Here is a 22308-nt window from a genome sequence, read left to right as displayed (position 1 = left end):
GCTGAAAAAAGAATCGTATGCAAAACATCATAAAAAGCGCATGTATACTGCTGGCGGGAACGCTGTTGATGCAGTCATGCTCGAAATTTGAAGAGATCAACAATGATCCGAAATCCGCCAGTGAAGACCAGGTAGAGGTGGAATACGCCATCAATGGCTCTATCATAGGGGCGCAGATGAACCCGGATGTGGCGGAACGTTCCTTTGTGCTGTACTGGAAAACCGCCGGGCGCCAGCACCGCCAGGGCGGCCTGTCCAGCGGCGGCTATGATGATGGCTGGACCACCGCATACTACAACCAGGTGTCCGGCTGGCTGAACAGCATCAACCTGGCCGTGGAACTGGCGGAGAAAAAGATCGCTGCCGGTACGGGACAGCCGTATACCCACAACCTGCTGCAGGTGGCCCGCATCTGGCGCGCTTACCTGATGAGCGAAATGTCCGACAACTTCGGGCCTATACCGGTAACCGGCTTCCAGGGCGTAAACCCGGAATTTTCCAGCGTAAAGGATGTGTATTATTATATCCTGCAGGAGCTGACGGACGCAACAGGCGCTTTTGATGCCAGCGTAACCGACGGCCCCGCTGCCTACGACCCGGCTTACGGCTATAACTATGAAAAGTGGAAACGCTTTGCCAACTCCCTGCGCCTGCGCCTGTCCATGCGCCTGTCGGAAGTGGAGCCGGCCAAAGCCCAGGCGGAGTTTGAAGCAGCCGCCGCCACCGGCCTGCTGATCACCGAAGCGGACCACATCTTCAAGGTACAGGAAAGAGAAGGCTGGAATGACCTCTCCGGCGTAATGAGCCGCGAGTGGAATTCGCAACTGTTGTCCACTACCCTTAACAACCTGTACATCGGGCTGGGCGGCATTCCCTCTGCGGACCAGTTACCGGATTCCCTGCACACGTACATCAAGCCGGCAGATTATGTGGGCCTGCGCTTTGCCAATCATATCACCACCATGACCAACGACCCGGTAGCCGGCTACTGGTTTGACGGGCTGCATGAAGTGATGGACCCGCGCGCGTACAAAGCCTTCATTATTCCCGGCCAGTTCAATAACCCGGATTTCTCCCCCTATCCCACCTACACCAACGATGCAAAAACCACTAAGCGCACATTCGTTGACTTTGGTGATATAGAGGCCGCCTATACCTGGAATGCCGCCACCTCCGGCGACTGGGGCGAGATAGGCGCCAAAAACCAGTTATATACCTATCCCGGCACCAATCCCCGCCTGGCGCAGCAATTCAGGAACAGCAAATCCCAGCGCATCTTCTTTGCACCCTGGGAAACTTACTTCCTGCTGGCCGAAGCGGCCGTAAGAGGCTGGAACACGGGCACTACTGCCCAAGCGGCCTATGAAGCAGGTATTGCCAGCAGCTTTGACTACTGGGGCGTTAGCCAGCACCTGGGCAGCTATCTCACTTCACAGGATTACAATAATGCCGGTACTTCCGTAAGCTGGGCGCACACCGCGGAGCCGCCGGCTTCACATGCCATGGCGTACAAGGACGGTTACACCGGCGCCGCAGGCACCGTGAACATCCTGTACCCGTCCAATACCCTGTACAAGGGCGGCAATACCCGCAATGACCAGTTGACCAAGATCATCACGCAGAAGTTCATTGCGCAGGTGCCCTGGTTGCCGCTGGAAGCCTGGAACGACCAGCGCAGGCTGGGACTGCCGTTCTACGAGAACCCGGCAATAGAACGTCCGCTGCCTAACCTGCCGGCGCTCAACTCCGGCAACTATATGACCAGCAATATCCAGTTCTTCCCGCAACGCCTGCGGTATCCCAGCAGCTTGTCCAACAGCAACCCGGCCGGCTATGAGCAGGCAGTGTCCCTGCTGAACGGCGCGGATGCCGTACTGACCCCGCTCTGGTGGGCGAAGCACTAAAGCTGATCAACGCATATAAAAGCAAATGCAGCGATGCCGTACACGGCGTCGCTGCATTTGTGCTTTTTACAGGTTTTGCATAACTTCCACCCGGAGCGCATACTAAAATGAAGTTAATATACAGGAACAGCAAGACCACCGGCGAATGCCGCCTGGTGTTGGACGAAGATACCTTCGACCGTATCTTCTACGGGAGGGATCGTAAGGAAAAATTGCTGACCATGGCCTGGAACCGGGGCGCTGCCCAGTCCGTAGTAGTGGATGGCGTGCAATATGACTTCCCGCAGCATTCCATCCTCTGCCTCATGATCAACCAGAGTTTCCATTTCTCCAACCCGGCGGATATTATTGCCTGGCAGTTTAACCGCGATTTTTACTGCATTGTTAACCATGACAAGGAAGTGAGCTGCGTGGGCTTTTTATTTTACGGCTCGCAGCAGCTCATGTTCACGGTGCTGAATGAGGAAAAGCAGTATAAGCTGGACCTGCTGCTGAAAGTGTTCATCGAGGAATTTGAAACGGTGGACAATATCCAGGAGGATATGCTGCAGATGCTCCTGAAAAGACTCATCATCATTGTTACCCGCCTGGCCAAGCAGCAATTCCTGAGTGAGGAACTTACGGACCAGAAGCTGGACATTATCCGCCAGTTTAACCTGCTGGTGGAGCAAAATTATAAAAAGCAGCACCGGGTAAAGTTCTATGCAGAGCAATTGCACCGTTCGCCCAAAACGCTGGCGAACCTTTTTGCGCTGTATAACAACAAATCTCCTTTGGCGGTCATACAGGACAGGGTTGCCCTGGAAGCCAAACGGCTGCTGATCTATACCGATAAATCATCTAAGGAGATCGCCTATGAACTGGGCTTTGAGGATGCGGCTTATTTCAGCAACTTTTTCAAGAAAGCAGTATCTGTTTCGCCTTCCGAGTTCCGTAACAGCAAGGCTTCTCTCTTCTCTGCCGGCAACGCCCGGGGCTCCTGACCCGCGTTGCAGCTTACGGCGGCCGGCCGCGGCGCCGAAAAGGTTTTATACAGTTGTGCCAACGCGCTCACCAGCAGCACGATGCCAATGATCCAGTTCAATAATACCTGCTGCCGCTGCAGGTGGTCAATTAAGAAGTGCCCGGCCATGCCATATACCACAAACGCCAGTGCTGTTCCCACCCCGATAGCAGCCGCGTAAGCGTTGTAGGCGCCGGGGCCGTCGTGCAGCACCTGTTTGGACCGGAGCACCGCGGTCCATCCCATCCAGAAAGGCAGGTGCAGGGGATTGATAATGCTCAGCAACAATCCTGACAGCACCGGGGGCAGGTCCATAAAAGGCAACTCCGCCCGGAACATCAGCCGCTGCCAGGCGGCGGACAGGCTGTTAAAAGCCAGGAGCAGCAATACCAGGCAGGCCATCACGCTGAAGAACCGGAACAGGCGTTTTAATCCTTCCAGCCGCTTAACCGCCAGCAACGCGATGCGCACCAGTACCATCTCCACCGCAATAGCGGCGGCCGCAAAACCAACCGCCCCCGGCAGATCATGCCGGAATGCAAAATTGGCTACGCCCAGGTTCAGCGTGCCCAGGGGCAGCGAGCCCAGGAAACTGATCGCCATGGCCCACCCCATCAACCGGATATGTATGCTCATATTTGTTCCACCTGTTTTAAATACCGTGCATGCTCCTGCAACATTTTAATGCCTTCGGCCGTATTCATCAACGTAAGCCCTTCGCCCCTGGCGTTCAGCCTGCTGATGCGGTACAGCAGCCGCCAGTGCCGGCATATTTCCTTCCAGGCAAAGAACAGGGAATGCGCCGGGTCATAGATATGCGTAGGCTCGCTTCCTGCACCATTCAGTTCTATAATGGAAAAATGACGGCCCTGCGCCAGGTCTTCCCAGCTCCTGAAACGGATGTCCAGCCGGCCATAATAAAATCCCGGCACCTGTTTGCACAGGTCATCTATCATGTTTGTCAGCGCTTCGCCGGCGCGGTGGCCCTGGTCCGTGAACCGGGCGCCCCGGCTATGATTACCATACGGCACTATTGTTTGACGCCGGCCCGCAGGCAGCACCCTGTCCAGCGCAGCGCCATGCGTGGCCCGCAGCGCCGGTAGCTGCAGGAGTCCCCGGCCCTCCTTTTCCAGCAGGCTGGCGATGCTGGAGCGGCCGTTCCCGGTAACGGAGAGAAACTCCTTCCCTGCAATACCTGAGATATGGCCCCGCTCCGCTCCCGGTATACGGTAGTAGAATATACCCGCTTCCAGCGGGTGATCTATGTACTCCTGCACCAGGAAGTCCACCCTGCTGACCCGGCAATAGCGCTCCAGTTCCTCCGGGGTTTGCAACAGCTTCACCTGTACCCCACGCTCTCCCATATCCGGCTTGGCGATCAAGGGGAAACTCATTCCTTTCTTTTCCAGTTGATCCGCTACGATCCCGGCAGGAACGCCGGCAGGGCACAGTTGTGTGCGCGGGTAATACTGCTGCGGTATCAGCCGGTATATATCGCTCTTCCGTTCCTGTGCAAAACCGGCATATGCAATACCGAGATTGGCCGCACTGAAGAAAAAGAAGGAACGGGCCTTCAGGCTTAACCACAGCCAGTATAAATACAATGGCGCGTATACCAGGCGGGAAGGCCAGTATTCCCAATGCGTAGCCCGGGTCAGGATGCGCCGCACATACAGGCGGCACCGTTGCAGCACCGTACCTTTCCTTGCAGGACCGTCCTTTTTGCCGCCGGTAAACATCCTTTCCACATCGTCGCCGGAGCGTAGGTCGCGGTACTGCATGCGCAGCCCTTCCCGACCCGTGTAAACGGAGGTGATACTGACCGTGCGTACCTGGTTATCCCGGTTCATCACCAGGCTGTTCCGGGCATCGCCATTCCCTGCGTACTGGTGGAAACGCAGGATATGCTCCCCGCTCACCTCGTGCTCCTGCAGCCAGTCCGTAAACCAGCGCTTCCTTTCCAGCGCCGCCCAGTCATCATACAAGGTAGCGGAGGACCAGATATACGGCCGCCGGGCATCCAGGGCCAGGCTATATTTCTTAAACCCATCCCAGCGGCACTCCCACAGCCGGCCCTGCTGCACCAGCACCAGCGTAAAAGGCGCTATCCCTTCGAGGTCCATCGCGCTGAACTGCCTTCCCGGGTTGGTCTCCGCTATTACGTCCAGCAGCACCAGTCCCCGGCTTCGCCGGTACGGGGGCCGGTGCAGGTGCTTAATAAAAGCTCCGTTCAGCAGTACAGCCGCATCGCCGTTATCCTTCAGCGCTATCCAGGTGCCGCCGGCCTCCGGGTCTTTGGGATAGAGCAGCATGTGCCCGTTCACGTTATATTGCTCAGGATGCAGGGCCTGCCCCCGGTCCGGGCGTTCATCCCGGTTGGAGGTGAGGTATGCGCCGGCAGCCGTTGGTATAAAGGTTACTGTACACATGCATTCCTGTATTTCAGGGTGGACATTGCTACGCCAAAATCCGGCGGCAGCACCAAAGCGGATACCGCGTTCACACCGATCCTGAGGAGGGCCATATGATGAACGGCATGCTCCAGGTTATGGACCAGCTCCCGGTGGTAGCTGGTGGTTACAGCGCCGGGCGCCTCACCGTCATGGCTGTAGTCTATTACCAAGCGCAATGGTTTATCCGCCTTTTCCAGTTGTGCGATCACTACTCCCAGGCGGTTAATGGCAAAGGACCTACTGGTTTCTATGCGGTGGTCCCTTTTTCGCTGGTCATAGTTTACCTCACCGCTGGCATAGCCGGCATCCAGCTCCAGGAAGCACTCTATAATATGCCGGGTGTGCTGTCCCAGCGTGGCATGGGAGAGCACCTTTATCCGCCGGCAGTACTGCTCTTCGGTCAGGTGCTCCAGCATGCGTTGCAATTGTGTAAGCAGCCCCGCTACAGGGGCTGCCAGTTGTGTTGCACTACCGGGAGTTATCATAATGCCGTAGATTTTTCCTTAAAGAACAAATGCAGTAACTGCACCCGGTACACCAGCGCCAGGACCAGGCAGCTTATCCACACCAGGAGCGCATACAGGAAAAGCAGGCCGCCGTCCTGCTGCACCTCGATACCCAGCCTGGTAAGATGGAAGAACAGGGCGCCGCTCATCAACCCCAGCCCCAGCACGGCTCCCAGGGCCGTGGTACGGGGAATGAGCAACAGCAGGGAGGCTGCCAGCTCCAGCACGCCGGTGCCTATACGCCCCCAGGGCTCCATTCCCAAACTGGAAAATATATAAACAGACTCCGGTGCCGCGGTGAACTTGAAGAACAGGGTCTGCAGCATAATAAGCGCTGCCAGCAGCCGCAGCATCCAGTACAATACATTTTTGAGTTTGGTAGCCATAACGCCGAATTTTTAATGTTTGCAGATCGCTTATTCCTTGTCCTTCAGATCCACCCATACGCTGTCTGCTTTTTCAATATAGCCCGGCTGGTCCGTCATCCAGGTAGCTTTCACTTTCTGATCGTAATTGAAATACAGCTTGCCGTCTACAATGGTCCAGGTATCCGTGGTGGTGGGAGCCTTATGCCCCTGCGAGGTTCCGTAAGCGCACCAGCCTCCGTACTGCGGGGCATAGTGCTCCGGGTTAGTTTTAAAGCTGTCCAGGTTTTCTTTGGAGGCAAAGCGCCACTGGGCGTCTTTCCAGGTATAGGTCCAGTCGCCTGATCCTGCTACCGGTTTTCCCTCCCTGAAAAAAGCCACCGGGTCGTATCCCTTGATGGCTTGGCCATCCGGAGCAAAGATTTCTCCCTTTTTTGTTTGCGTGCCGCAGGCGGCCAGTAATAATACAGTTGCAGCAATGACAAAATTCCTCATGAGTTGATCGTTTTTAAGTACGCCACAAAACTACAGGACGGCTACAGGCAGGAGAATGCGGGCAGTTCCCGAAAAGATGTACAAATTTCCCGAAAATGGGGCAGGCAGTGTAAGGCCGCCCTTACTCCCTGCCAATCAAGTCATCCAGGTCCTGCATACCCGGACCGGCATTTTTATCCGCGTATTCTTTGGGGGTGAGCCTGAACTGCTGTTGAAAACACTTGGAGAAATAGGACGGGGAGCTGAAACCGGTCATGTAGGCTATTTCCGCGATGGAATGCCCGCCGGCCTGCAGCAGGCGGGCCGCGTGTTTTAAACGGACCAGCTTTATTAATTCATTCGGTACGTACCCGGACAGGGATTTCAGTTTCTTGTGCAGGCTGGAACGGCTCATGGCCATGTCTTTGCTAAGTTCCTCCACGGAAAGTTGGGGGTCTATGATCCTTGCTTCAATGATGCTGACCACCTTTTCCATGAACTGCTTGTCGCGGCTGTTGGTAGCCAGCACGCTTACATCGCTGTTCGGCTGCTCGGAATATTTGAGCCGCAGCTTTTCCCGGGAGCTCAGCAGGTTTTTGACCACCGCGATAATATGCTTCCATTTGAATGGCTTCATAATGTAGGCGTCCGCGCCGGTCTCTATCCCCCTGATCTCCGCCTCGCTGTTGCCTTTGGCCGTGAGCAGCACCAAAGGTATGTGGCTGTACTGGATGTTTGATTTTACCACCTGGCACAGCTCAAAACCATCCATTTCCGGCATCATTACATCGGAGATCACCAGGTCCACGTCGTTGGCGGCTATCATTTCCATGGCGGCCTTCCCGTTGTCGGCCTTTACCACGTTATAACCGCCGGACTGGAAACTTTTAGTGAGGAAGGTTTGTATCTCCCGGTCGTCTTCCACTACCAGGATGAGCGGCTGACCATTGTCCGGCGCGGTTTCTTCGCCGCCATCTGCAGATGCGGGGGGCAGCACGCTGCCTGTAGTAAGCGGTATCTCCAGCGTGAAAACCGTTCTCACGCCTTCCCTGCTTTCTACCAGCAGCTTCCCGCCATGCTTCTCTGCCAGGGAGCTGGCCAGCGCCAGCCCTATACCGGAGCCGCCCAGGTTATGATAGGCATGGCTGCCCCGGGCCGTAGTAAAGAATTGCTTGAAAATATTTTTAATATCAGCGTCCGGGATACCGATGCCGTCATCTTCCACGCTGATGCAAACGCGCGGGTCGCCGGTGGCTGTCCTGGCGGCTTCCGCCACCGTGATGTTCACCTTCTTCCGGGCAAATTTGAATGCATTGATCAGCAGGTTGCTCAATACCTTATTCAGCACTTCCGGGTCGGCCTGCAACAGCAGCTTGCCCACTTTGGTGCTCATGGTGAACTCTATATCCTTCTGGTAAGGCAGGGAGGAAAACCTCGAATAAATGGACTGCACCAGCGATACCACCTCCACTTCCTCTTTCTTTATCTCATAGGCATCGCTTTCTATTCTCCTGAAATCCAGCAACTGGTTTACCAGGTCCATCAGCCGGCTGGCATTTTCATCCATGGTGACCAGTTGCTCCCTTTCCTCCGGCTGCCACTTGTTGATGGACAGCAGTCTTTCCAGCGGCGCAATGATCAGGGACAGCGGCGTCCTGATCTCATGCGCCATCATGGTGAAGAACTCTATTTTCCGGGCGTAGAATTCCTGCTCTTCCTTGTTCTTCAGCCGTTCCACCTTGATCTGGTTCTGCCGCCGGATGTAGCTGGCGGAATACCGGTAAATGCCCCAGGCAGCGCCCAGCGCCAGCAGCGTGAAAATGGCATATGCCAGCGTGGTGCGGTAAAAGGGCGGCCTTATCACCAGCTCCATGGTAGATACGGGCGCGTCCCAGTTGCTTTCATTCACCGTTGCTTTTACCCGGAAGGTATAGGTGCCGGGCGCCAGGTTGGTGTAGGTGGCTTTGCGCTGGTCGCCCACGTAGTTCCAGTCCGGGTCAAAGCCCTCCATTTTGTACGCATAGCTCAGCTTTTCCGGGGCGCTGAAATTCAGCACGGCAAATTCAAAGCTCATCACAGACTGGTTGTGCTGCAGTATCAGCCGGTTCGTATAATTTATTTGTTTTGATAAGGGACCATCGTCCGACAAGGGCACCTGCTTGTTGAACAACTGGAAATTGGTGAATGATACCCGTACCCGGGCGGGAACATCAGATAATTTTTCGGGGTAGAAAGCATTGAAGCCCTTGATGCCGCCGGCCAGCAGCTTCCCGTCAGACGCCCTGTAGAATGCCTTGTAATTGAACTGCTGGCTCTGCAGGTTGTCTTGCCGTGTAAAATGCCGGATATTGCCCGTTGCCGGATCAATGCTGTAAATGCCGTTGTTGGTGGTGATCCACATCAGTCCCGCATCGTCCTGCTGAATGCCATACACCACGTTGGCATGCATGCCGGCTTTATCGCTGTATTGCGTTACCTGCTTTGTCTCAAAATTATATTGATGCAATCCCCCGCCATCTGAACCGATCCACAGGTGGCCCTTGTGATCGTCAAACAGGCATACCAGCTTGTTGGAAGCCAACTGGGTGCCGGGGTCCTCGGCAGAGATGCGCCCCCATTGTTCCGTTTTTTTGTTATAAAAGACCAGGCCATTGTTATACGTAGCGATCCAGATCGTTTGATGCGCATCTTCGTAAACATCGTATATGATGGTGTTGCTGACACCTTCCTGCCGCACGCTGGTGAAACTGCGCTGCTCCGGGTTAAACAGGTTCAGGCCCTTGTCCGTCCCTACCCATATTTTTCCTTCCCTGTCTTCATAGATGCAGAAAACATTATTGCTGTTCAGTGCATGAATATTGCCGGGCTGCTGCGAAAAATACTGCACGCGGCCGGTTTCGGGATCATACACGTTTACGCCGCCGGCAAATATACCGATCCAGATACGGCCGGCCCGGTCCTTTACCAGGGCATGGATATTATGATAGGATAAGGGCTGCTGCCCGGGCTGGAAGGGGTAGCGCCGGAACGTTTTCGTAATGCTGTTAAAATAGTGCAGGCCCCCGTCCTCCGTGCCCACCCAGAACTTGCCCGGCGTATCTTCCAGGAAGCTGCTTACGGCCCTTCCTTTCAGGGAATGCGGTCCCTCCAGGGGATAGTACAGCTCAAAGGCGGCCCCTTTTTCATTAAAATAATTGACACCGCCAAAATAGGTGCCTACCCACATCGTGCCTCCCTTATCGGAAAATATGGAATACACGGCGTTGTCGCTGATGCTGAAGGGGTCATTGCTCTGGTTCGTATAGGCTACAAATTTATCGGTGGCTATATCCAGCACGTTCAGCCCCTTTTCCGTGCCCACATATATCTTGTCCGGCGATACCTGGCACAGGGCCCGCACAATATTGTCCCTGATGGAATGGGGGCCGCCATCGTTCCGGTACACTTTGAAGGACTGCTGTTCTTTTTGCCATTTGCACAGACCGCCGTTCATGGTGCCGGCCCACATTACGCCATCCCAGCCTTTGTACAGGGTATTGATATAATCATTGCTTAGGCCGCTGTTGGCGGAACGCAGGTTGGTGAAGGTTTTCGTGGCGGGATTGTATATATCAATACCGTGCCCGAAAGTGCCGATCCAGATATTGCCGTCCTCATCTTCCGCCAGCCGGTTCACGTTGTTGCCCGAAATGGAGGAAGCGGATTGATTGGCCTTAAATTGCGTGGTTGTTTTCTTCCCCGGATCATAACGGTACAGGCCGTCCAGCCGGGAGGAGATCCACACCATACCGTCCCTGCCCCTTAGAATGTCAAAAACGGTTTTCTCCTGCAGCGGTACAAAAGGAGAAAACCGTTCTGTTTCCAGGTCCAGTATGTAAATACCGTTTTCGGTGCCGATCCACAGGTGTGTGCTGTCAAACCGGGTAATGCAGTGAATGAAATTATTGCCAAGCGCAAGCGGATCGTCTTTCTTATACTGGAAGTTCCGGAACTGGTAACCGTCAAAACGGCTTAACCCGTTCTTGGTGCCGAACCACATATAGCCCTGGTCGTCCTGCGCAATGGCGCGCACCGTACTGGAGGGCAGACCTTCCGACACGGTATAGTTACGGAACAGGAGCTGTTGCCCGCTGCTTTCATAAAAGCGCAACACCAAAAAAGAGAGAACATACCAGTAAATGATCCGCTTCATCACATGCTTATTCCTTTCCCGGTTTACAAAGTTCCTTAATAAACGACACTTCATGCTTGCTGAACGGCGTGCCGTCCTTCCGGTAAATATCATGGAACCACAGCCTGGGCTCCTTTCCATCCGGTATGGGGGTATCCCAGGCAAAGATGGTATTGGTTTTACCGCTTACAAATCCCCAGTTGATGGCGCCTACATTTTCCTCTTTCAGCAGCGGCATGATCAACTGGAACAGGCTGCCGTTGCGCCGGGCCATATACTCCGTACAGATCAGCGGCCGGCCGTACTTTTTCAGCGTGTCAACGGTATGCTGGTGATCATCAATGTAGGAATAATTGTGGTAAGTAATGATGTCCGAATTTTCCAGTTGGAATTTGTTCAGGTCCTTAAAGTCGGCACTGTTGTTCCATACGCCGGCGCTTACCGGCTGGGAGGGGTTTACTTCCCGCGCCCACCGGAACACGTTTTTCAGCAGCGGCATGCTTTTATTGAACTGCCGGCGGTTGCCCGGCTCATTGTACAGGTCCCATAGCAGGATGCGGTCATCGTTCTTAAAGGTAGTGAGTACATCTTTTACATAGGCTTCCAGCACCTGCATGGTATCCGGGTGCGTGTGGATCATGGTGCCCGGGTCCCTTACCCAGCCGGAGTTATGCACGCCGGGTTTCGGGTCGGGTTGTTTGCCCACCCAGGCCGTATCATTCCAGCAATCGTCAAAGAACACGAACAGGGTTTTAATGCCGTGCCGGGAAGATATATCCAGGTATGTGTCCAGCCGTTTTTTGAAGCCTTCCTTATCGGCGGTCCATAACAGGTGGTGCAGGTATACCCGCATCACATTCAATCCCAGGTCCCCGGCCCAGCCCAGCTCCCGGTTGATGGTAGCGGTGTCAAAAGTGGCCGCCTGGAACATTTCCAGTTGGTTAATAGCGCTGGAGGGCTGAAAATTGCAGCCTCTTAACCAACCCTGTTTGGCATACCATGCATTGGCCTTTTGAACGGACCATTTTTGCTGCGCGTTGGCCAGGCTGCATAGCAGCAGGCCGCAGGCCAGGCTTATCAATGATTTTCTAATGAACATAACTGTGATATTATTAGGTCTATGCTTTTATAATTTATTTTTTACCGGGCTTGGGAAACACCTGGTGGGTGTTGGCCCATTGCCGCCATTGGCCGGATAATCTTTTCACCACATCCGGGTGCTGTGCCGCCAGGTCGTTCAGCTCCGTTTCATCCTGGTTTATTTTATACAGGCGCCAGGTGGTATCGCCGGCCAGGGATACCAGTTTCCATTCGCCCTCGCGCACATAGCGGGCGTTGAAATGCTCGTTGTACAGCGCATCATGCTCTTTACCTCCTTTCCCTTCCAGCGCCGGCAGCAGGCTCACACCGGTGTAGGGCGTGATCTGGCGGCCGTTATAGGTTTGCGGGTAGCGCGCGTTGGCTACTTCCATGAAAGTGGGCATAAAGTCCATGACATGCCCCAGGTGGTCCGAGAAGCCGCCTTTTGACCGGATGCCTTTGGGCCAGAAAGCGATCATGGGCGTGCGAACGCCGCCTTCGTAGGACTGCGCCTTGGCGTATTGATAGGGCGTGTTCGCTACATTGGCCCAACGCTGGCCGACGGATGCGAAAGTGGTTTGCGGGCCGGGCAGTACATCCTTCTTCACCGGGTAGTGTATCTGCCGCCCGTCCCTGGTTTCGCCCGGGCGGTCAAAGCCGGGGCCGTAGCGCATGCAGTTTTCCGGGCTGGCGCCGTTATCGCTCAGGAACAGGATGATCGTATTCTCCAGTTCGCCGGTTTCCCGCAGGGCCTGAACAATGCGGCCAATACCCTGGTCCATGCGGTCTACCATAGCGGCATGCACAGCCATGGCATGGGCATCCCACTCTTTATCGGGATTATCTTCCCAGCGCAGGTCATTATTGATACGGGGCGACAAAGGCGTGGTGGCGGAATCGATCAGCCCTTTCTCCACCATTCTTTTATACCTGGCGGCGCGAATGGCGTCCCAGCCTGCCTTGTAAGTGTCCTCGTATTTTTTGATATCTTCCGGCAAAGCCTGCAGGGGCCAGTGCGGCGCGGTTTGCGCTACATACAGGAAGAAGGGCTTGTCGTCTTTACTGAATGTTTTGATATAGCTCACCGCCGTATCATTGATCGCATCGGTATGATAGTAGCCGGCCGGCACATTTTCCACCGGCGTAGTATCGTTCACCAGGCTGAAGGGATCAAAATAATCCACCACGCCGAATATGTTCCCGTAATATTTTTCAAAGCCCCTCTTTACCGGGTATTGCTCCACCGGTGAAAACCAGGGATGGGAAGCCTGGTGGTTCAGCCATTTTAGCTGTTCCGCTTTGCCGGGCTGCTCAATGGTGTTGGACACATGCCATTTCCCCGACATGGCGGTGTGGTAGCCGGCGTCTTTCAGCACTTCCGCCAGTGTAACGGTGTTCTCGGTAAGGTAGCCGCGGTAGCCCGGCTCGTCCCGTTCCGCGGTCATTTCGCCAATGCCTGCCTGCTGGTTGTACAAGCCTGTGAGCAGCGAGGCCCGGGTAGGACAGCAGCGGGAGGTATTGTAAAAACGCCGGAAACGCAGGCCGTTGGCCGCCAGGGAATCCAGGTTAGGCGTATGTATCTCGCCGCCATAAGCGCCGATGTCGGAATACCCCAGGTCGTCCGCCAGTATCAGCACAATATTCGGGCGCTGGTCGTTCCCCGCTGCCTGCTTGTTTTGCCTGCTGCCTGCGCAGGACGAGAGGATCGTCAATGATAAAAGCATAGCTGCGCTATGATAGATGTTGCTTTGCATACCATTAAAATATCTAAGGTTTATCTTGCTTTATCTTTTCCAATGCGGCCTGTAGATCCCTGGCCACTGCAGGATACTGATCCGCTACATTCTGCTGCTCCCGCGGATCGCGCTTTAAATTATACAACTGTGCGGTGGGCTGCAAACCGTTCTCAATTTTTTTATTCCTCAGCCAGTCCGGCGCGGGCTTTTGCTGCGGGGCAATATATTTCCATTCGCCCCTGCGCAGCGCCAGCGTGTAGGACTCCTCCAGCAGGTATGCGCGGCCGTTTGCAGACCGGCCCAGCCATACATCCAGCGCGTTGCGGCTATCCAGCGCAGCGCCTGTTGGCAGCGGCTGTCCTGCCAGGGCCGCCAGTGATGCCAGCAGGTCTACCTGTGAGCACAGCGCGCCTGATACGCCAGATTTTATCGTGCCGGGCCAGTATGTGATAGTGGGCATCCGGGTGCCGGCTTCAAAAGCGCTGTACTTGCCTCCCCTGTATATGCCGGAAGGCTGGTGGCTGCCATTGCGCTCCTCCGCCTGGTCTTCATAGCCATCATCCAGCACAGGACCGTTGTCGCTGCTGAAGATGACCAATGTATTTTCTGCAATGCCCAGTGAATCCAGTAGTTGCATTACCTGCCCGGTCATCCAGTCCATTTCAGCAATCACGTCGCCCCGGGCGCCCAGCCTGGTGGAACCGGCAAACTGGCGGTTCGGCGCCCGGGGTACATGAATGTTAGGATAGGGATAATAGAGAAAAAATGGCTGGTTCCTGTTTTTAATAATGAACTGCTTTGCTTTTGCATTCAGCACAAGGGGTATCTCCTCATCCACCCACCGTGCGGCTTTGCCCCCTGTCATATAACCGATGCGGCTGATGCCGTTGATGATGGTATTGCTGTGCTGCGTGTCGGCTTTTTGCTTCAGCAATTCCGGGTGCGACAGCCCGGTAGGCTCTTCTCCTACCTGCTGCGTATAGCTGACAGCGATAGGGTCGTTTGGGTCGAGCTGCGGCACTTTGCCATTTTCCACGAACACGGTGGGCACCCGGTCCGTGGTAGCAGGAATAATAAAGGAATAGTTAAAACCGATCTCGTTGGGGCCGGGGCCAATATGCCCGTTCCAGTCAATGGCGCCCCTGCCCAGGCCCAGGTGCCACTTGCCTATCACCGCGGTGGTATAGCCCGCCTGCTGCAATATGCCCGGCAAGGTAAGGCCGCCCGGCTGCATGAGCAGGGGCGCATCGCCGGGAAGAATGGCGGCATTGTTCCGGAAAGCATAGCGGCCGGTGAGCAGGGAAAGCCGGGAGGGCGTGCAGGTAGCGGCCGTACAATGCGCATCCGTAAACCGCACCCCGTTGGCAGCCAGGCGGTCCACATGGGGCGTTTTCACGGCCGTAGCGCCATAGCAGCCTACATCCCCGTAACCCAGGTCGTCTGCATACAGGATAATAATGTTGGGCTTTGCCGCCAGCGGTTTATTTTTCTTCCCTTGTTCAACAATGTCTACAAAGTCATTAAACCATAAAGGATTGGGCGTAAAGGACCCGTCCGGCTGCGGCTGCAGGCTTTTCATGGGGAAGATGGGATTGATGAACCAGGTGGGCGAGTGGGGCCCCATTTTCTTTGGCGCCGACTGGCTAAGGTAGCCATAGGTAGCCAGCACCACCCCGTATTTTTGGAAATAGCGGTAATAGGTACGCATGAAATGCTGCGGGAACCAGGTGCGGGAGGCAAACATATCTTCCCATTCCTTTGCGCTTACCCGTTCCGTGTTGGCCTTGCTGTACCATTGGTACAGCTTCATGTGATGGGCGTATCCATATTTATCCGCAAATGATCTCCCTGCCTGGCTATCTCCCAACTCATCCGCCACATGCTTGTTATACAGGCGGAACAGCGAGAACTCCGGTATGATAACAGGCTTGGCCGGCATAATGGAGCGTACATAACGGAAAGCCTCCTCCATTTCCAGGGAATCGCTGATATGCAGGTGCACGGCCAACCCTTTGATCGCCTTGTTGTCCTGCGCCAGCTTTATTAACCCTGCTACGCCGGGTTTCTGCTGCTCCGCTTTCATGAACAGGCGGGGCAAAGAGCCGGTGTATACATCGGGGCGCCTCAGCGCCGGGTGTTGCCGGTAGTAAGGCTCCAGCACTTCCGTGAGCAATCTTTCCGTAAACCGCACCAGCGGCACCACGCCTGCTGCGTTGCGCTGCAGATCCGGCTCCATGGTTTCCAGGTTGGGCTCGTTGCCCAGCTTGAACACATCTATGTACGGGCCTACCCGGTCCAGGATCGCGGTAGCGGTTGCAAAGTATTTTTTTTCTTCCGCGGAGCCGGGCGCCGGTATCCGCAGCTTATATTTTTTAAAATCCCAGCGGAAGCCAAAGGCCACTTTATAGCCTTTCTTTTTGGCGTCTATTACATTTTGCAGGCCGGGGGAAGTAGCCGGGTCCTTTTCTCCCCGGATGTACTCAAAAATGTAAGGTGTGGTACGCACCCACTCCACCGGCGTTTTTGCCAGGTAGGTAAAATCAATGATCTCCGGGTCATGATTAAAATTGGCCCCTATTTCCTGTGCACCGGCTGCCAGCGGAAGCAAGGCTATGATGCCGGCAAATATTCTTTTGATCATACGCTAAGCAATTAATGCGGTGAGGAAGCGCGCGCCCGGAAGTCCGCATAGAACCTGGCCGCCCGCTCACCGTCCGGTTTTAATTTACCATTATCCCATTTCACCGGCACCAGGCTGGGGCGGCATGTTACGGGAAACTTTGTGCCCATCACGCCCCTGGGGTTAAAGAAGGTAGTGGACCACCACTGCCCTTCCTTGTCCCGGAATATATTATTATGGCCGCCCTGCAGGATGGCTGCATAGCGCGGGCCATAGGGTCCATAGATATTATCCGCCTCTGCCACCACTACATCATAGCTGTGCAGCGCATCCAGGTCTTTCCGGTCATCCCGCAGGTAGGAATAGCTGCCATCGTCCTGCCGCACGGACCAGACGGTTTGCAGCAGTTGATACCTGCCATTATGTTTGGTGATGAATACGCCTTCAATATAAGGCTCCGGGTTGTAGGGCCTTTCTTCCAGCTTCCTGAAGGGCGCTGCAATATCGCTGAGGTCGTCCTTCATTTTAGTGATAAAATGGTTGTGCCCTACCAGGTATACGTCGCCGTTATCTTCCTCAAAAAGGCTGAGGTCAATATTGGGAAAAATGGCTTTGTCCTCATTCCCCTTAATGTTCCGGTAAGGACCTTCCGGCTTGCCGGAGGTGCTTTCCAGCACAAAGGAGCCGGCGCCGCCGTTCATGCAGGCGATGATCAGCCATTTCTTTTTGCTTTTTACATAGTGCAGCTCCGGCGCCCATACTGCGCGGTAAAAGGAGTCCAGCGGGTCTTTATTGGGCGATACGGCGCCGGGCTGCAGCGGTTTCCCTTCCCGTTGCCAGTCCGCTGCATCCCTGTCAAAGCTCCATACCAGGCCCATGGGCTCCCACTGCTGCAGGTCTTTGGAGCGCCACATATACAGGCCGTCATTATAATCCCAGCAATGCACCCTGCCGGAGGGGAATTGCCGGCCCGGCACTGCGGTGGTGCCGGTCATATAGTAATAGCCATCCGGTCCGTTCATTACATAGGTATCGCGCATCCAGTAGTCCATGATGGGAGCCACGGCGGAAGGTACGGTCAATGCAGGATCGCCTACGGGCGCTGCAGGGTCGCTGTATTGCGCTTCTCTTTCGGATGCATCGCCCGGGCCACAGGAAGCATGGATGAACAGGCAGGCCAGTACAGTTACGATAGTTCTCAATTGATTCATTACGGTCGATTATTTTAATGCCAATCTGTTGTATGGATATGGTCAGTGAATAATTAATAGCCTGTATTCTGCCGGCAGGCCGGGTTTGCATCAATTTCCGTTTGCGGGATGGGAAACAGCTTATGCTTTTCCGCTGCGGTGGTGATCCCCCTTGCAATGGCATTTGAAATGAATTGATCCTGGCGCAGCAGGTCCTCCCTTCTCAGCCCCTCGCTGTAAAATTCCCAGGCCCTTTCCCGGAGTACCAGGTCCCGCAGCACTTCTTTACCGGTAGCATCCGCCAGGGTAAGGTCCGCAATGCCGGCCCTGCGCCTTACCTGGTTTACCAGGTCCAGCGCCGCCTGGGTAGGGCCGTTCAGCTCATTCAATGCCTCCGCGCGGCTCAGGAGGATGTCCGCATAGCGGATCACCGGCACATCGTTGCCACTGTGGTTGCCCACGGTGGCATTGTCCCAGTACTTCAGGCTTCTTACGTTATTTGGCGTGGACAGCAGGCTCACGCTTTCATTATTCCTGTTGATATAGCTGCGCAGCAGCAGGATAGCCCGCCTGTCGTTCGTGGTATCAATGGTGTTGGTAAAGGTGGAGGCCATACGGTACTGGGTAGCGAAATTGGCCATGGCAGTGGTCCACACAAATTCCGGCACCTGCACGGAAGTCTTGAAATTGGGCGGCAATGCCCCGGCGGTGTACCAGTTGCCGAAACCGGCTTCATTCCTGCAGGGCTGCACCAGGATCATTTCCTTATTGCCTTCATTCTCCACGCGGAACATGTTTTCATATTCCGGGAATAGCTGGTAGTAGTTGAAATTCATTACCTGCTGGCAGGCATCGGCGGCCTGCTGCCACTGCCGGGTGTTGAGATAATATTTTGCCAGCACGGCCCAGGCCATGCCCTTGTTGGCGCGGCCAAAAGCCTCTTCCTGTCCGGGGTCCGGCAGGTTGGGGATGGCGGCGGCCAGCTCAGATGCTATGAAGGCCCTCATCTCCTCATCCGTAGCCCTGGCCAGCGCCGGCTCCGATGTGCTGGAGGTGCGCAGCGGTACCGGGCCAAACCATTTGTACAGCAGCTCATAGGCTTGCGCCCTCAGGAACCGGGCCTCCGCGGCATACAGGGTTTTGTTGGCGTCGGAAGTATTTACGTTGTCGATATTTTCCAGTACAATATTCGCGTCGCGGATAGCGCGGTAGGTAGGCCCCCATACATCCGCCTGGAAAGTGCCCAGCGAGGCGTCCCAGGTAAAATTGATGAGCTGCGTCAGCGTCAGGTTCTCCGCGCCGCCGCTGTTAAAGCCCACGTCCGTGGTCACTTCGGACACATTGATCAGCCAGCGCGAAGGCGTGGGGTTTTGCATGGAAGCATAGGAGGAGAACAATACGGAACGGATACCCTTGTCCGTTGTGAGCACATTGCCGGTGGAGAATTCGCCCGGGGGCGTTACATCCAGCACTTTCTCGCACCCCGTCTGCACCAACTGGAAAATTATAATAAGCGATAGCAGGATATACTTTTGCATTGGACCGATTTTAGAATTGAACATTTAAACCCAGCAGGAAGCTGCGCGTCATTGGATAAGAGCTGTAGTCTATCTTCAGGATATCATCGCCGATGGCGTTCACGGCAGGATCAATACCGCTGTAATCGGTAATGGTGAACAGGTTCTGCCCGGTAACATAGGCCTGCAGCCCCTTGATCACTTTCGTGTTGATCCGGAAATCGTAGCTGAGCCTTACGGATTGCAGGCGCAGGTAAGAAGCGTCTTCCACCGTTCTTGAGTTAATGGTTTGCTGCCCCTGTGAAGTGGGATTCACAAAGGAGGGATATTCATTGGTGGGGTTCTCCGGCGTCCAGCGGTTCAGGTAAGGCTCCGCCAGCTTGTTCCGGCGGAAGCTCACCGGGAAATAGCTGTCGATAGCCGCGTTATTCAATACGCTGGCGCCCTGCGAACCTTCAATGAATACGGAGAGCGACAACCGCCTGAACGCAAAAGTGTTGGTAATGCCGTAGGTAAAGTCCGGTATTGATTTGCCCAGGATCACGCGGTCGTCCGCATTGATCTGGTTGTTCTTATCCAGGTCCCGGAACTTCAGGTCGCCGGGCTTTACGCCGGCCGGCGCATTGGTAAAATCATCGTCCTGCTGCCATACGCCCAGCACTTCATACCCGTAGTAGGAGCCCAGGGACTCGCCCGGTTTGATGATGCTGGCATTGGTAATGAAGCCTGCGCCGCCGGTAATGATCTGCGACAAAGGACCGAGGCTGAGCACCCTGTTCTTTACCGTAGAGAATACGACTCCCAGGTTCCAGTTCAGGCCGCGGCTGCTGCGGAGGATGTCGCCGTTCAGGGCCAGGTCGATACCCGTGTTCTTCATGCTGCCGATGTTCTGCGTTTTTACACCGAAGCCGGTGCTTAAAGGCTGCGGCAGGTCCAGCAGCAGGTCGGAGGTGCGGCGGTCGTAATATTCAACAGAGCCGGTGATCCGCCGGTTGAACAGCGCAAAGTCCACCCCGATGTCCGCCTGTTTGGCCGCCTCCCATTTCAGGTCCGGGTTGGCCACGCGGGAAGGGGCCAGGGAAGTGTACCGGTCCCCGCCAAAGATGGCGTTGCCGCCGCCGGAGAAGGTGGTCAGGTACAGGTAGTTGGCAATGGACTGGCTGCCGATGATGCCGTAGCTTACCCTTAATTTCAGCTCGTCTATGAAGGAAGCGCCGCGCAGGAAAGACTCTTCATGCATTTTCCAGGCCAGGGCGGCGGAGGGAAAATAACCGAAGCGGTTGTTGGGACCGAAGCGGGAAGAGCCGTCTGCCCGGAAGCTGGCCGTGAGCAGGTAGCGGTCCATGAAAGCATAGTTCACACGTCCCAGGAAGGACACGATCTTGGTGGAAGCCCGGCCGCTGCCGATCTGGTTCAGCTCACTGTTACCGGTACCGATGGCGTTGTAGGTCAGGTCCGGCAACGCGTAGCCACGGCCGTTGCCACCAAAGGAGTTGGACCCGAAATGCTCATAGGTGCTGCCTATGACGGCATTCACCGCATGTTCCTTTCCAAACTGCTTGCTGTAATTCAGCGTGGCCTCTCCCATATAATAATTCACATTGCCGGTATTGATGGAGGCGATGCCGCCCGTGGGCAGGCCCAGTATAGTGGAAGGGTCCAGCCAGGTGTTCCGCTGGGTAATGTTCACATCTCCCGCGCCTTTCAGCTTCAGGGAAATATCCGGGTTAAAGAAGTATTCCCCGTATATGGTGCCGAAGGTCCTGAAACCATCACTGTTGGCATACTGGCCGTTTATTAAGATCAGGGGATGGTCGATGGTGGTCATGAAGGGAGAGCGGTTGTAGCTGCCATCAGGATTGTACACCGGGTAGCTGGGATCATAATTGATGGCGGCGTACAATGCGCTGCCGTTCTCATTCACGCCCAGCCCGATGGAATTGTACTCGTCCCTTATATAAGAGGTGTTCAGGTTAATACCGAAGGCGTATTTCTTAGCCACGCTGTTCTCCAGGTTGAACCGGGCCGTGTAGCGTTTTACGGAAGAATTCTTCACGACCCCTTCCTGGTTGAAATAGCCCAGGGAGGCATAGAATTTCGTGTTGTCCTTGCCTCCGGAAAATGACAGGTCGTGGCTTTGCACGTTGGCGGTCTGGTACAGCTCCTGCTGCCAGTCTACGTTCACGGGATCATTCGTCACCCTTTCGGAAGCCACGCCGCCGCCGTCGTCAATGATGGCGTTCAGCACCTCCTTGTATTCCGGCCCGCTGAGCAGGTCCAGTGAATTGGCCACCTTCTGCACGCCGAAGTAGGTATTGTAGCTGATCTTCAGCTTGCCGGCCGCCCCTTTTTTGGTGGTGATGATCACCACGCCGTTGGAGCCGCGGGAGCCGTAGATGGCGGTAGCGGAAGCGTCCTTCAATATCTCGATGGACTCGATATCCGCCGGGTTCAGGCTGTTCAGCGGGTTGCGCGGGTTGGGCGTAGCTACAAAGCCGGCGCCGCTGCCGGTTACGGGCGCCAGGTTGTTCACCGGCATACCGTCTATAACGTAGAGCGGATCGTTGCCGGCGGTAATGGAGCTGGCCCCGCGGATCTTTACGCTCATGGCGCTGCCTGGCTCACCGCTTTTCTGGTATACCTGCACGCCGGAGGCCCGGCCCTGCAGGGACTGCTCCACGTTGATATTGGCTCCGGGCGTGAGGTCTTTTGATTTCAAGGACACCACGGAGCCTGTGAGGTCCGATTTCTTAACGGTGCCGTAGCCTACCACTACCACTTCGCCCAGGCTTTCGTTCTTTAGCTCCATGGTGACCCGCAGGGAACTGCTGTCGCCCACGGGGACTTCTTTCGTGGTGTAGTTGACATAATAAAAGATCAATACAGCGCCAGGGCCTGGTACTGTAATAGAGAAATTACCGTTGGCATTGGTATGCGTGGTGGTATTGGTGCCTTTTACCAGTACCGTTACCTGCTGCAGCGGCGCTCCTTCTTCTGCGGAAGTGACCTTACCGCTGACGGTACGGCTCTGCGCATTTACCAGTACTGCGCAACATAAAAGGAGGTGCATGATCAGCAAGCGGGAAAAAATTGGAATTTTTTTCATCTGTTAATATTTAATTTTTACGGGCCAGATGGAACCTCGCATTAACATGTACTCGTGTGAAGAAGTTTATCATGCTCGGTTTCATAACGGGATTGAGCGGTGGAATTCAAAATATTACGGGGTGTAAGATACCGTAGCGAGGGGCCTGGGGGGTATCACATTTGTAGCTAAAAATGAAAAGAA

General features: G+C 55.1%; 14 protein-coding genes. 2 read left to right on the top strand and 12 right to left on the bottom strand.

Annotated elements, in window-relative coordinates; all coding sequences use genetic code 11:
* The first annotated feature begins 17 nt into the window (after positions 1 to 17).
* Entirely contained in the window at positions 18 to 1904 is a 1887-nt protein-coding gene (locus LX66_RS09710) for a SusD/RagB family nutrient-binding outer membrane lipoprotein (protein ID WP_145712441.1), read from the top strand.
* A 107-nt stretch (positions 1905 to 2011) separates the two neighbouring features.
* Positions 2012 to 2887, top strand: coding sequence for a helix-turn-helix domain-containing protein (locus LX66_RS09705; protein ID WP_145712439.1), 876 nt, complete (start codon positions 2012 to 2014; stop codon positions 2885 to 2887).
* On the opposite strand, the gene LX66_RS09700 is transcribed toward LX66_RS09705, so the two are convergent.
* From LX66_RS09700 to LX66_RS09645, 12 genes are all read right to left on the bottom strand, one after another.
* The gene (locus tag LX66_RS09700) at positions 2785 to 3543 is read right to left on the bottom strand and encodes a LysE family transporter (protein ID WP_145712437.1); all 759 of its coding nucleotides are present in this window, start codon (positions 3541 to 3543) and stop codon (positions 2785 to 2787) included. The two genes, LX66_RS09705 and LX66_RS09700, sit on opposite strands and share 103 nt — an antisense overlap.
* Positions 3540 to 5336, bottom strand: a complete 1797-nt coding sequence (locus LX66_RS09695; protein WP_145712434.1) for an NRDE family protein — start codon at positions 5334 to 5336, stop codon at positions 3540 to 3542. Before LX66_RS09695 ends, LX66_RS09700 begins: the two co-directional genes overlap by 4 nt.
* Positions 5324 to 5845 carry a DinB family protein gene (locus LX66_RS09690; protein WP_145712432.1) on the bottom strand — a complete coding sequence of 174 codons (522 nt, stop codon included), beginning with the start codon at positions 5843 to 5845 and terminating at the stop codon, positions 5324 to 5326. The genes LX66_RS09695 and LX66_RS09690 overlap by 13 nt, the downstream gene beginning before the upstream one ends.
* Positions 5842 to 6252 carry a DoxX family protein gene (locus LX66_RS09685; RefSeq protein WP_145712429.1) on the bottom strand — a complete coding sequence of 137 codons (411 nt, stop codon included), beginning with the start codon at positions 6250 to 6252 and terminating at the stop codon, positions 5842 to 5844. Before LX66_RS09685 ends, LX66_RS09690 begins: the two co-directional genes overlap by 4 nt.
* A gap of 30 nt (positions 6253 to 6282) precedes the next feature.
* Positions 6283 to 6726, bottom strand: coding sequence for a YHS domain-containing (seleno)protein (locus tag LX66_RS09680; RefSeq protein ID WP_145712428.1), 444 nt, complete (start codon positions 6724 to 6726; stop codon positions 6283 to 6285).
* Positions 6727 to 6847: 121 nt separating this feature from the next.
* Entirely contained in the window at positions 6848 to 10897 is a 4050-nt protein-coding gene (locus tag LX66_RS09675) for a two-component regulator propeller domain-containing protein (RefSeq protein WP_158642588.1), read from the bottom strand.
* Positions 10898 to 10904: 7 nt separating this feature from the next.
* Positions 10905 to 11975, bottom strand: coding sequence for a cellulase family glycosylhydrolase (locus LX66_RS09670; protein ID WP_145712422.1), 1071 nt, complete (start codon positions 11973 to 11975; stop codon positions 10905 to 10907).
* A gap of 34 nt (positions 11976 to 12009) precedes the next feature.
* Entirely contained in the window at positions 12010 to 13710 is a 1701-nt protein-coding gene (locus LX66_RS09665; RefSeq protein ID WP_211366151.1) for an arylsulfatase, read from the bottom strand.
* Between the two features lie 13 nt (positions 13711 to 13723).
* Positions 13724 to 16333: a sulfatase family protein gene (locus LX66_RS28465; RefSeq protein ID WP_244620355.1), complete on the bottom strand. Its 2610-nt coding sequence runs from the start codon at positions 16331 to 16333 to the stop codon at positions 13724 to 13726.
* A gap of 11 nt (positions 16334 to 16344) precedes the next feature.
* Positions 16345 to 17523, bottom strand: a complete 1179-nt coding sequence (locus tag LX66_RS09655; RefSeq protein ID WP_145712419.1) for a family 43 glycosylhydrolase — start codon at positions 17521 to 17523, stop codon at positions 16345 to 16347.
* Positions 17524 to 17576: 53 nt separating this feature from the next.
* Positions 17577 to 19040, bottom strand: a complete 1464-nt coding sequence (locus LX66_RS09650) for a RagB/SusD family nutrient uptake outer membrane protein (RefSeq protein ID WP_145712415.1) — start codon at positions 19038 to 19040, stop codon at positions 17577 to 17579.
* A 10-nt stretch (positions 19041 to 19050) separates the two neighbouring features.
* Positions 19051 to 22125 (bottom strand): SusC/RagA family TonB-linked outer membrane protein, encoded by a 3075-nt coding sequence (locus tag LX66_RS09645; RefSeq protein ID WP_145712413.1) that lies wholly within the window; start codon positions 22123 to 22125, stop codon positions 19051 to 19053.
* Positions 22126 to 22308 lie beyond the last annotated feature (183 nt).

The sequence above is a fragment of the Chitinophaga japonensis genome, from assembly GCF_007830125.1.
GTDB classification, from domain to species: Bacteria; Bacteroidota; Bacteroidia; order Chitinophagales; family Chitinophagaceae; genus Chitinophaga; species Chitinophaga japonensis.
The sequence above is the reverse complement of the archived record's forward strand: the minus strand, read 5'-3'. Positions and strand labels throughout refer to the sequence as shown.

Bases quoted from the DNA above. Each gene is read 5' to 3' on its own strand.
- LX66_RS09710 (WP_145712441.1), top strand. From the start codon at position 18: ATGCAAAACATCATAAAAAGCGCATGTATACTGCTGGCGGGAACGCTG.
- LX66_RS09705 (WP_145712439.1), top strand. From the start codon at position 2,012: ATGAAGTTAATATACAGGAACAGCAAGACCACCGGCGAATGCCGCCTG.
- LX66_RS09700 (WP_145712437.1), bottom strand. From the start codon at position 3,543: ATGAGCATACATATCCGGTTGATGGGGTGGGCCATGGCGATCAGTTTC.
- LX66_RS09695 (WP_145712434.1), bottom strand. From the start codon at position 5,336: ATGTGTACAGTAACCTTTATACCAACGGCTGCCGGCGCATACCTCACC.
- LX66_RS09690 (WP_145712432.1), bottom strand. From the start codon at position 5,845: ATGATAACTCCCGGTAGTGCAACACAACTGGCAGCCCCTGTAGCGGGG.
- LX66_RS09685 (WP_145712429.1), bottom strand. From the start codon at position 6,252: ATGGCTACCAAACTCAAAAATGTATTGTACTGGATGCTGCGGCTGCTG.
- LX66_RS09680 (WP_145712428.1), bottom strand. From the start codon at position 6,726: ATGAGGAATTTTGTCATTGCTGCAACTGTATTATTACTGGCCGCCTGC.
- LX66_RS09675 (WP_158642588.1), bottom strand. From the start codon at position 10,897: ATGAAGCGGATCATTTACTGGTATGTTCTCTCTTTTTTGGTGTTGCGC.
- LX66_RS09670 (WP_145712422.1), bottom strand. From the start codon at position 11,975: ATGTTCATTAGAAAATCATTGATAAGCCTGGCCTGCGGCCTGCTGCTA.
- LX66_RS09665 (WP_211366151.1), bottom strand. From the start codon at position 13,710: ATGCAAAGCAACATCTATCATAGCGCAGCTATGCTTTTATCATTGACG.
- LX66_RS28465 (WP_244620355.1), bottom strand. From the start codon at position 16,333: ATGATCAAAAGAATATTTGCCGGCATCATAGCCTTGCTTCCGCTGGCA.
- LX66_RS09655 (WP_145712419.1), bottom strand. From the start codon at position 17,523: ATGAATCAATTGAGAACTATCGTAACTGTACTGGCCTGCCTGTTCATC.
- LX66_RS09650 (WP_145712415.1), bottom strand. From the start codon at position 19,040: ATGCAAAAGTATATCCTGCTATCGCTTATTATAATTTTCCAGTTGGTG.
- LX66_RS09645 (WP_145712413.1), bottom strand. From the start codon at position 22,125: ATGAAAAAAATTCCAATTTTTTCCCGCTTGCTGATCATGCACCTCCTT.